This window comes from uncultured Acinetobacter sp., from assembly GCF_947626835.1.
GTDB lineage: Bacteria > Pseudomonadota > Gammaproteobacteria > Pseudomonadales > Moraxellaceae > Acinetobacter.
This window is the reverse complement of sequence record NZ_CANQTS010000030.1, coordinates 18,882-28,282: the sequence shown is the minus strand read 5'-3', so window position 1 is coordinate 28,282 and position 9,401 is coordinate 18,882. Positions and strand designations below refer to the sequence as shown.

Sequence of the window (9,401 nt, the reverse complement as noted above, 5' to 3'; positions counted from 1 at the left end):
CTTACCCAAGTTACGCCTTAAATTTGGCTCAATTAGGGGCGCTTTGCATTTCAAATCTTTGTGCAACAAAGCCGTTTAAAGTTAATTCTAAAGAACTAAGTCGCAAGCAAATTGCAGAAGGGCAAGAAGCCGAACAACACATTTTAGTTAAAGTCATTGCAATGTAAAAAAAACCACGCTTTAAGCGTGGTTTTTTAAATCACAAAATTTAGTGATTTTCAGAGGCATGATTGATGGTGTACTTTGGAATTTCAACTTCCAAATCTTCATCCACAATACGTACTTGACAGCATAAGCGTGAGTCAGGTTCTAAGCCCCAAGCACGATCAAGCAAATCTGCTTCAACATCGTCCATTTCTTCTAAGCTATCGAAACCTTTACGTACCACTACATGACATGTGGTACATGCACACGACATATCACAGGCATGTTCAATCTTTACGCCGTTTTGAAGTAAACTTTCGCAAAGATTCGCATTGGTCTCTACCTCAAACTCTTTACCTTCTGGGCAAATGGTCGCATGTGGTAATACTTTAATACGTGGCATAGTCGTTACCTATAAATTAATTTGAGTTTGACCAGTCATCTAATTTGGTGCCTTTTAAGGCAGCATCAATATGTTGGTTCATTCGGAGTGCTGCAAAAGCATCAGTATAGACTTTTAAGGCAGCAACAGCGTGTTCAATCGCTTGAAGGTCATCACCTGCCAAAGTTACATCTAGATGCGCTTGGGCAGCTTGAAGTGCAGCAAGTTGAGTTGCATCAAGCAAATGCGCATCCGCTTGTAAAGCCGGTGCAAGCGCTTCGAGTTCGCGTTTTGCTTCAACTTTGGTTTCATTTAAGTGACGTAATTGCTTATCAATTTCGGCAAATTTAAAACCATCAATTAACAAGCGTTCCATATCTTGATCAGATAAACCATAAGACGGTTTAATATCAATCTGTGCGTTTACACCTGATGTGGTTTCTTTGGCAGATACACTGAGTAAACCATCTGCATCGACTTGGAATGTGACTTCAATGCGTGCTTGACCTGCTGTCATGGGTGGAATACCACGCAACACAAAACGACCTAAGCTGCGGCAATGTTCAACTAAATCACGCTCACCCTGAACCACATGGATGAGCATTGCAGTTTGACCATCTTGATAAGTGGTAAATTCTTGACGACGTGCCACAGGGATTGCAGTATTACGTGAAATCAAGCGCTCCACTAAGCCACCCATAGTCTCTAATCCTAAAGATAGGGGAGTAACATCAAGTAACAAAGAACCGTCTTGGCTATTTCCAATTAATTGGTTGGCGGTAATAGAAGCACCAATAGCAACCACTTCATCTGGATTGATCGTGCAAAGTGGTTCTTGGTTAAATACTTCACGTACTGCTTTTTGTACGGCATAAGATCGGGTTGAACCACCGACTAATACTACATTTTCAATGTCAGTCAGTTCAAGTTTTGCATCACGTAACACACGTTTAGACACACTTATGGTCTTATCTAAAGCAACTTTAATAATCGCTTCAAATGTTTCACGATCTAAAGTTAAAGAATGCTCAAGCACCAAAAGATCAACCGATTGTTGTTCACTTAAAGCTTCTTTAGCTTCACGTGCTGCAACTAAAACTTGTGCATATTGATGATCATCTAAAAGCTCAATATTAAGCTGCTTTTTGGCCCATTTTATAATTAAACGGTCAAGGTCATCGCCACCTAACGCGGTATGACCGCCTGTAGCTAAAACTTCAAATACACCTTGAGAAAAGCGTAAAACTGAAACATCAAAAGTACCGCCACCTAAATCATAAATGACGTAATTGCGATCGGTTGCTAAATTGGTATCTTGATCTAAACCATACGCCACAGCAGCAGCCGTGGGCTCATTAAGCAAACGTAGGACTTTTAAACCAGCAAGTTCAGCAGCATCACGCGTTGCTTGACGCTGTGCTTCATCAAAATAAGCCGGTACTGTAATCACAGCGCCGTTAATTGGGTTTTGTAAACTGGCTTCAGCACGTAGTTTTAACTGAGTTAAAATTTCAGCAGAAATCTCAACCGGCGTTTTAGGCCCTTGTGCGGTTACAAAAGCTGGCATTTGATTCTCTTCACCCATTAACTCATACGGGTGCTGGAATTTGATGTCTGCTTTAGAACGCCCCATAAAGCGTTTAACAGACACAATGGTATTCTTTGGATCTTGGGTGACAAAGGCTTTGGCTGCATCACCATATTGGCTTTGATCTTGGCTATAATGCACGATTGATGGGAGAAGAACTCGACCTTGTTGATCATTTAATACTTTGGCTTTGCCTGAAAGGACCGTGGCCACCAAAGAATGCGTGGTGCCTAAATCGATACCAATAGCAATACGGTGTTCATGCGGTGCACTTGATTGACCGGGTTCTGCAATTTGCAAGAGCGCCATGCGTTACATCCTTTGAACTAAAAATAAATACATCAATTAAAAATCATCATCTAAATCAAAGTCTTCATCATCTAAGATGCGATCTTCAGCTTTTTCGATGTCAGCCATGACTTTTACAAAGAAGCGTAATTTACGCACTGTATCGCGCGCTTCACCCCAATCTTCACTGTCATAATCAATTTTAAATTCACGGACTAAACCGTCAATCCACTGTTGTACTTCGACTTTTAACGATTGTAATTCTTCACTTGCACGTGCATCGTCAAGTTGTTCGCGAATTTCTAAAGCATCTTGTAGAAATTCAAAATCACTAATCGATTGATCAAGATGATAATCTTGTTTTTTTAAGCCAAGCAGATATCCCGCACGGCTATCAACCTGAGATAAAATCTTATAGGCTTGATTGATCTCACTTGATTTGATCAATGCTTGATCTTTATCGCTTGTTTTATCAGGATGATATTGCTGCTGCAACTTTAAAAATTGAGTTTTTAAAGCGGCTAAATCAATATCGAGTGCTACAGGAAGGTTGAACAACTCAAAATGATTCATGGGAGGTTCCGGCTAATTTTGCTGAGGTAAGATACAATTAAAACAGTGTAATTTACACTGTTTTAATGCAAAGATGGTTAAAAGACTAAAGCTTAAACTGTAAAAGATTCGCCGCAGCCACATTCACCTTTTTTGTTGGGGTTGTTAAATTCAAAGCCTTCATTCAGACCATTTTTCACGTAGTCCATCTCCATACCTTCAAGATAAACTAAGCTTTTAGGGTCCACAAAAACTTTAACGCCAAATTGTTCAAAAACTTGGTCGTGGCTGTCTACTTCATCAACAAACTCAAGCACGTAAGCTAAGCCTGAACAGCCTGAAGTTTTCACGCCAACGCGAATGCCTTCACCCTTACCACGATTTTGTAGGTAATTGCTGATATGAGCCGCAGCATTTTTGGTTAAATTGATCATGAAAACTCCATTACATCCAAACAAATCAGAACAATTAAGCCTTGTCAGCTTGCTTTGTACGGTAATCTTCTACCGCAGCTTTAATTGCATCTTCAGCCAATACAGAGCAGTGTACTTTTACAGGTGGTAATGCAAGTTCGTTAGCAATATCAATGTTTTTGATTGCTTGAGCTTGATCTAAAGTTTTACCTTTTAACCATTCTGTAACTAAAGAGCTTGATGCAATTGCAGAACCACAGCCATAAGTCTTAAAACGTGCTTCTTCAATCACACCTTCATCATTAACCTGAATTTGTAAACGCATCACGTCGCCACATGCCGGTGCACCGACCATACCTGTGCCTACGTTTTCTGCATTTTTGTCTAATACACCGACATTACGAGGGTTTTCGTAATGGTCAATCACTTTTTCGCTATAAGCCATGTTGCTTCTCCAAACCTCGGGGTCAGCCTTTAATATTGAATATGAGGTTTTAAACGTTAATTTCAACGACCTTGTCACCAAATCGCAACAAGGTCAAAGTGTTGTTAGTGTTCAGTCCACTCAACTTTAGACAGATCGATACCTTCTTTGTACATATCCCAAAGTGGAGAAAGGTCACGTAACTTTTCAACCGCCGCTTGGGTAATGTTCAATACATGGTCAATATCTTCTTCAGTGGTGTATTTACCAAAGCTAAAGCGAATTGAGCTATGCGCCAGTTCGTCAGATAAACCAAGCGCACGTAATACATAAGATGGCTCAAGCGTCGCTGATGTACATGCAGAACCAGAAGATACCGCAGCATCTTTAAGTGCCATCATCAGTGATTCACCTTCAACAAAGTTGAAGCTGACATTGAGATAGTTCGCCACGTTATAGGTTGGGTGACCATTTAAGAACACTTGTTCTAAACCTTGTAAGCCATTCCATAACTTGTCACGTAAAACACGTAAGCGTGCTTGTTCAGCTGCTAAGTTTTTACCTGCAAGTTCAAATGCTTCACCCATACCAACAATTTGATGTGTCGCAAGTGTACCTGAACGCATACCGCGTTCATGACCGCCACCGTGCATTTGACCTTTGAGGCGAACACGTGGGCTACGGCGTACAAATAATGCACCAATGCCTTTTGGACCATAGATTTTATGCGCAGAGAAGCTCATTAAATCGATCTTCATTGTCGATAGATCAATTTCAACTTTACCTGCCGCTTGAGCTGCATCTACGTGGAAGAAAATTTTCTTCGCACGTGTGATTTCACCAATTGCAGCAACATCAGTAATGGTACCGACTTCATTGTTAACCATCATCAATGACACTAAAATCGTATCTGGACGAATTTCAGCTTCAACCATTTCAGGGGTAATTAAACCTGTTTGTGGTTGTGGCTCGATATAGGTAATTTCAAACCCTTCAGATTCAAGCTCACGACATGTATCTAAAATTGCTTTATGTTCAATTTTAGAGGTAATGATGTGTTTACCTTTTGATGCATAGAACTGTGCAACACCTTTAAGGGCTAAGTTATCTGATTCAGTTGCACCAGAAGTCCATACAATCTCGCGTGGGTCAGCTTTAATTAAATTGGCAACCTGTTCACGTGCGTACTCGATTTTTTCTTCTGCTTGCCAGCCATAAGCATGTGAGCGAGATGCAGCATTACCGAAAGTACCTTCAAAAGTAAGGCACTCTACCATACGTTCTGCAACTTGAGGGTCGACAGGAGTTGTTGCTGCGTAGTCAAGATAAATTGGACGTTTCATGTCAAATACCTGTAACCGATAAAAGGGCTGAATCAAAAGATGCTGAATTTTGGCGAATGGCAACGGTTTGTACATTGTCACGGGCAATCAAGTCAGCAAGCGTGATTTTTGCTAGATAATCGGCAATATGATGGGAGAGTTCCTGCCATAAATCGTGAGTTAAACACATTGCACCATTTTGGCAATTGCCTTTATGATCGCAGCGTGTCGCATCCACGGCTTCATTTACAGCCTCAATGATTTCTAACACGGTAATATCGTCAGCACCACGCGCTAAATGGTAACCACCATTGGCACCTCGTACGCTAGACACTAGGCCGTGACGCTTCAGCTTTGCAAATAACTGCTCTAAATAAGCAACAGAAATCGTTTGACGTGCTGCAATTTCAGCAAGCGTGATCGTTTTTTCAGTTGGCTGCAAAGCTAAATCAAGGAGTGCAGTCACTGCGTAGCGACCGCGAGTAGTTAAGCGCATGATTCGATACACATGTTAAGACTAGATAGAGTGATTTTATGAATCCTGACTAAAATAGTCAAGTTTTTTTCTTGTGCATCGAAGGCTTTTAATTTGGAAGAAAATGCAAGCTTATAGATAAAACTGAGTATACATCAATATCATCAATAAAAGCAGTATAATGCCTGAAAAGACCACATTTAGGCGCTTTTGCTTACTTTGCAAATGACGCATACGATTTTTATACTGTTTGACTTCAACTTGTAAGCTATTAATTTTAGCGCGTTGTAAATCTATTTTCTCAAGTAAAGGGTTAATTCGGTGCTTTGAAGAGAGCAGATCACCATTTTCTAACGGCTCATTGAGCCATTGTTTCCAATCCGACAGCACTTTTGGCAAGCTGAACATTAAAGCCAAATCGCGAAACTCATCTTTTAATGTGATATCGCCTTCAATACGCATGGCACGAATACTACGCTTATTGCCTAAGATAAATATTTTAACTAAATCCATTAAGGTGGTGCGTACATCTAGATCAACAGGTTGAGTAGGTGCTTGGGTATCAAACAAAATTCCATGTTGATTAAATTCAACATAAAAATCGAAGTAGGGCACATAGCTGTTTATTTTAACACGTACATTTTGCTCCACAAAATTATTGGCTTGATGTGCAATCACACGGTCATGTTTTAATACAAAAGTAAATAAAGTTTCCAGCGCCACCATACTCATATCAAGAATGAGTGCTTGTTGCTTTGTATTACGTTGACTCATAACCGATCCCTGATCAAAATTTACCTATAAATAAATCTAAATTCGCCACAGCTTTGTAGAACAGTTTTCATAAAGGTGCAAGTGGTGGCTTCGTTATTATAAAAAAAACTTAAGCTTTAATCTTAAAAATCTACATAAAATCAGCAAGGAGGCTACATATGCCAACACAAAGCAAGGACATTGGTCATAAAAATAGCCTAAGTAATACTAAAAATGGTTTATAAAATCATCAAAAATCTAATAAAAATAAAAAATACACTAGATCTTAATGAGTAAATCAACAACTTTATCTGACAGGCTTAGGCGCTTTTTCACGTTTAGAAAAAGAAAGCTACACACTATTTGAAAGTCTCGTGAAAATTAGTAAAACACTAGAAAGCAGCACACATCATAAAATAGATGAAGAGGAAAAAGCTTCTCGCAATACACCAGAGCTCAAAGAAAAAGGTTAGGATCAAAAGCTACAATCATCATGCAATAAAGTGGGCTTGGTCAATCACAAACATATACACATGCTACAACTATTAATTTTACAATTAGACAGTAAATTAGATCGCTTGATCGAAGAAAATCAACAACTCAAGCGGCAATTACAAAATAAACCTTAAGCTTTAGTCGAACACGGATTTTTTATTTCTATTATTTTTAATAAAAGCAGCAAGATAGTCTTGCGTTTTGCACCAAAGCATTGCTATAAAGGCGTTATACAGATTTTTAGTCATAGTTTAGATCTCGCATATAGAGATTAAGAGGACGTAATTTTCATGAATAAATCAGAATTAATTGATGCAATTGCAGAACAAGGTGGTTTATCAAAAACTGATGCAGCTAAAGCATTGGATGCCACAATTGCCTCAATTACAAAAGCATTAAAAGAAGGCGATACAGTAACTTTAGTGGGCTTTGGTACATTTGCAGTCAAAGAACGCGCAGCGCGTACAGGTCGTAACCCGCAAACAGGTGAAACTTTAGAAATTAAAGCCAGTAAAGTACCTGGCTTTAAAGCTGGTAAAGGCTTAAAAGACGCAATTGCATAAGTCCTGCTAGTAGTGAAAGACGCGCTCAGGCGCGTTTTTTTATGAAATCAGGGTTTTTATCAGGTGTAATGATTCATTCAATAGGGGTTTTCAGTTAAAATTCCCCGCAAATAAAATATTGGAATACTTATGGAAGCTTTTCGTAAAGTTATTAAGGGTTGGCTAGGTAAAGTCTTACTGGTGTTGTTTTTAACCCCTTTAGCACTTGTAGGTATTGAAGGGTATTTTAGCGGTGGAAAAACAGAAGACACAGCACAGCTGATTAATGGCGATGCAATTTCAAAAAAAGAATTAGAAGCACTCACAGCATCATTTAAAGAGCAATATTTATCTTATGTTAATGGTGATGAAACGCTACTTAACCAAACTTTTATTGAGAATAAAGCGCTTGATAGTTTGGTGGCACGTACCTTATTACTCCAACAAGCACAAAAACTCGGTATTGCACTCAGCGATGCTCAAATTGAGCAAATGGTGGCTCAACAGCCTAACTTCCAAGAAAACGGCCAGTTCTCAGAAACCTTGTACGCAAACTATTTACGTTCTGTAGGCATGACCAGCCAAAGTTTAATTACCAATTTACGTCAAGATCATGCTTTAAAAATGTTAAGTAACTCATTTTTACAACATGCTCTGGTTAGCCAAAAAGATATCCAGCAGATTGTAAATTTGCAAACTGAGCAACGTACGCTACATTTGGCAAGTATTCCCCTTGATGAATATAAAAAAGCTGTCCAAGTGTCAGATCAAGAAGCGACAGAATATTACAATGCGCATAAAAATGCTTTTAAACAAGTTGCTAGCGTTGATGTAGATTATGTGATCTTAGCACAGGCCAGTTTTACTCAGGCTGCAAGCACTGTCACAGAAGCTGAGTTACAAGCAGCATATGACAAATTTGTCGCCTCACAACAAGCCAATGTAACACCAATGGTGAAACATATTTTGGTGACACTAGAGGGTCGCACTGAAGAGGAAGCCAAAGCACGTGCGACGGCTGCTCAGACTGAAATTCAGCAAGGGGCGACCTTTGCAGCCACTGCAGCTAAATATTCAGAAGATCCAGATTCAAAAGCCAAAGGTGGTGTGATTGAAGGTTACGCCAAGGGTGTTTTTGGTGATGAATTTGATCAAGCTGTCACTAAAGCAAGTCAAGTGGCTTTAGTAAAAACACAATATGGTTTTCATGTGATTGAGGCACAGGCGGCCACTGCAAATGTCGCAAGTTTTGCCAGTGAAAAACCACGTTTAGAAGCTGAAATTTTAAAAACCAAAGCTGCCAACGCTTTTTCCGATCGTGTGAACGCACTCAATGAGTTGGTGGTGAGTAGTGATGCTTTAGATGTGGTATCACAAGAAGTGAAGGGTACTCAAGTACAAACAGTCAAAGCTGTGACTTTAAATACTCAGCATCCAGTATTAAGTGATGCAAGTGTAAAGCCAAAGTTATTTAATCACGATGTAGAAAATGGCGATCGTAATGTATCAAGTAGTCTGCAACTTGCCAATGGTGATGTAGTTTGGGTGAAGGTACGTGATTATCATGCAGCTGGGGTGCAAACCTTGGCAGAGGCGATGCCACGCGTAAAAGCAACTTTAATCGAGAAAAAAGCTGCTGCTGCTGCAACTGCGAAGATCCAAGCAGCATTAAATGAGTTTAAAACGCAACCGGCTGCACAAGTACGTGCTAAACATGCCATCAATTTTGTGGATGCTGGTCGTTTTGCACGCTCACAAGGTTTACTCAAACGCGATGTAGAGCGTGCAGCATTTAGCGTAGGAGCACCTAAAGAAGGTCATTGGTCGGTGACTACAGCCACGCTGCCTAATGAGCTGATTGTAGTTGCAGTGTCTAAGGTACAAAAAAATACTGAGAATTTACCTGCAGAAGCAGTGACTCAACTTGCCGGCCTGTATGAGAATTTGCGTGCCGAGCAAGAATTAGATGACTATACGCGCTACTTAAAATCTCAAGCTAAAATTAAATAAACAAGCAATAAAA

At 39.7% G+C, this 9,401-nt stretch carries 11 protein-coding genes; 3 read left to right on the top strand and 8 right to left on the bottom strand.

Annotation, left to right across the window (positions count from 1 at the left end; translation table 11 throughout):
* Positions 1-208 precede the first annotated feature (208 nt).
* The 8 genes from fdx to Q0Z55_RS10525 form a co-directional block, all read right to left on the bottom strand.
* Positions 209-547 carry an ISC system 2Fe-2S type ferredoxin gene (gene fdx, locus Q0Z55_RS10560; protein WP_297428196.1) on the bottom strand — a complete coding sequence of 113 codons (339 nt, stop codon included), beginning with the start codon at positions 545-547 and terminating at the stop codon, positions 209-211.
* 16 nt (positions 548-563) lie between these two features.
* On the bottom strand, positions 564-2,423 hold the full coding sequence (hscA, locus tag Q0Z55_RS10555) for a Fe-S protein assembly chaperone HscA (RefSeq protein ID WP_297428193.1): 1,860 nt from the start codon (positions 2,421-2,423) through the stop codon (positions 564-566).
* 36 nt (positions 2,424-2,459) lie between these two features.
* Positions 2,460-2,975, bottom strand: a complete 516-nt coding sequence (hscB, locus tag Q0Z55_RS10550; RefSeq protein ID WP_297428191.1) for a Fe-S protein assembly co-chaperone HscB — start codon at positions 2,973-2,975, stop codon at positions 2,460-2,462.
* A gap of 92 nt (positions 2,976-3,067) precedes the next feature.
* The gene (gene iscA, locus Q0Z55_RS10545) at positions 3,068-3,388 is read right to left on the bottom strand and encodes an iron-sulfur cluster assembly protein IscA (RefSeq protein WP_297428188.1); all 321 of its coding nucleotides are present in this window, start codon (positions 3,386-3,388) and stop codon (positions 3,068-3,070) included.
* A 34-nt stretch (positions 3,389-3,422) separates the two neighbouring features.
* Entirely contained in the window at positions 3,423-3,812 is a 390-nt protein-coding gene (gene iscU / locus Q0Z55_RS10540) for a Fe-S cluster assembly scaffold IscU (protein WP_297428186.1), read from the bottom strand.
* A gap of 104 nt (positions 3,813-3,916) precedes the next feature.
* Positions 3,917-5,134 carry an IscS subfamily cysteine desulfurase gene (locus Q0Z55_RS10535; RefSeq protein ID WP_297428183.1) on the bottom strand — a complete coding sequence of 406 codons (1,218 nt, stop codon included), beginning with the start codon at positions 5,132-5,134 and terminating at the stop codon, positions 3,917-3,919.
* Between the two features lies 1 nt (position 5,135).
* Complete coding sequence (locus Q0Z55_RS10530; protein ID WP_297428180.1) at positions 5,136-5,609, bottom strand: Rrf2 family transcriptional regulator; 474 nt, start codon at positions 5,607-5,609, stop codon at positions 5,136-5,138.
* A 111-nt stretch (positions 5,610-5,720) separates the two neighbouring features.
* Positions 5,721-6,362, bottom strand: a complete 642-nt coding sequence (locus Q0Z55_RS10525) for a hypothetical protein (RefSeq protein ID WP_297428177.1) — start codon at positions 6,360-6,362, stop codon at positions 5,721-5,723.
* Positions 6,363-6,652: 290 nt separating this feature from the next.
* On the opposite strand from Q0Z55_RS10525, the gene Q0Z55_RS12415 reads away from it, so the two are divergent.
* The 3 genes from Q0Z55_RS12415 to Q0Z55_RS10515 all read left to right on the top strand — a co-directional run bounded on the left by Q0Z55_RS12415 (position 6,653) and on the right by Q0Z55_RS10515 (position 9,388).
* The gene (locus Q0Z55_RS12415) at positions 6,653-6,814 is read left to right on the top strand and encodes a phasin family protein (RefSeq protein WP_366806898.1); all 162 of its coding nucleotides are present in this window, start codon (positions 6,653-6,655) and stop codon (positions 6,812-6,814) included.
* Positions 6,815-7,126: 312 nt separating this feature from the next.
* Positions 7,127-7,399 (top strand): HU family DNA-binding protein, encoded by a 273-nt coding sequence (locus tag Q0Z55_RS10520; protein ID WP_297428174.1) that lies wholly within the window; start codon positions 7,127-7,129, stop codon positions 7,397-7,399.
* Positions 7,400-7,528: 129 nt separating this feature from the next.
* Entirely contained in the window at positions 7,529-9,388 is a 1,860-nt protein-coding gene (locus Q0Z55_RS10515) for a SurA N-terminal domain-containing protein (RefSeq protein WP_297428171.1), read from the top strand.
* Positions 9,389-9,401: the final 13 nt, after the last annotated feature.

Coding starts and splice junctions, on each gene's coding strand:
- Q0Z55_RS10515 (WP_297428171.1), top strand. CDS start 7,529: ATGGAAGCTTTTCGTAAAGTTATTAAGGGTTGGCTAGGTAAAGTCTTA.
- Q0Z55_RS10525 (WP_297428177.1), bottom strand. CDS start 6,362: ATGAGTCAACGTAATACAAAGCAACAAGCACTCATTCTTGATATGAGT.
- hscA (WP_297428193.1), bottom strand. CDS start 2,423: ATGGCGCTCTTGCAAATTGCAGAACCCGGTCAATCAAGTGCACCGCAT.
- Q0Z55_RS10520 (WP_297428174.1), top strand. CDS start 7,127: ATGAATAAATCAGAATTAATTGATGCAATTGCAGAACAAGGTGGTTTA.
- iscA (WP_297428188.1), bottom strand. CDS start 3,388: ATGATCAATTTAACCAAAAATGCTGCGGCTCATATCAGCAATTACCTA.
- iscU (WP_297428186.1), bottom strand. CDS start 3,812: ATGGCTTATAGCGAAAAAGTGATTGACCATTACGAAAACCCTCGTAAT.
- hscB (WP_297428191.1), bottom strand. CDS start 2,975: ATGAATCATTTTGAGTTGTTCAACCTTCCTGTAGCACTCGATATTGAT.
- fdx (WP_297428196.1), bottom strand. CDS start 547: ATGCCACGTATTAAAGTATTACCACATGCGACCATTTGCCCAGAAGGT.
- Q0Z55_RS10535 (WP_297428183.1), bottom strand. CDS start 5,134: ATGAAACGTCCAATTTATCTTGACTACGCAGCAACAACTCCTGTCGAC.
- Q0Z55_RS10530 (WP_297428180.1), bottom strand. CDS start 5,609: ATGCGCTTAACTACTCGCGGTCGCTACGCAGTGACTGCACTCCTTGAT.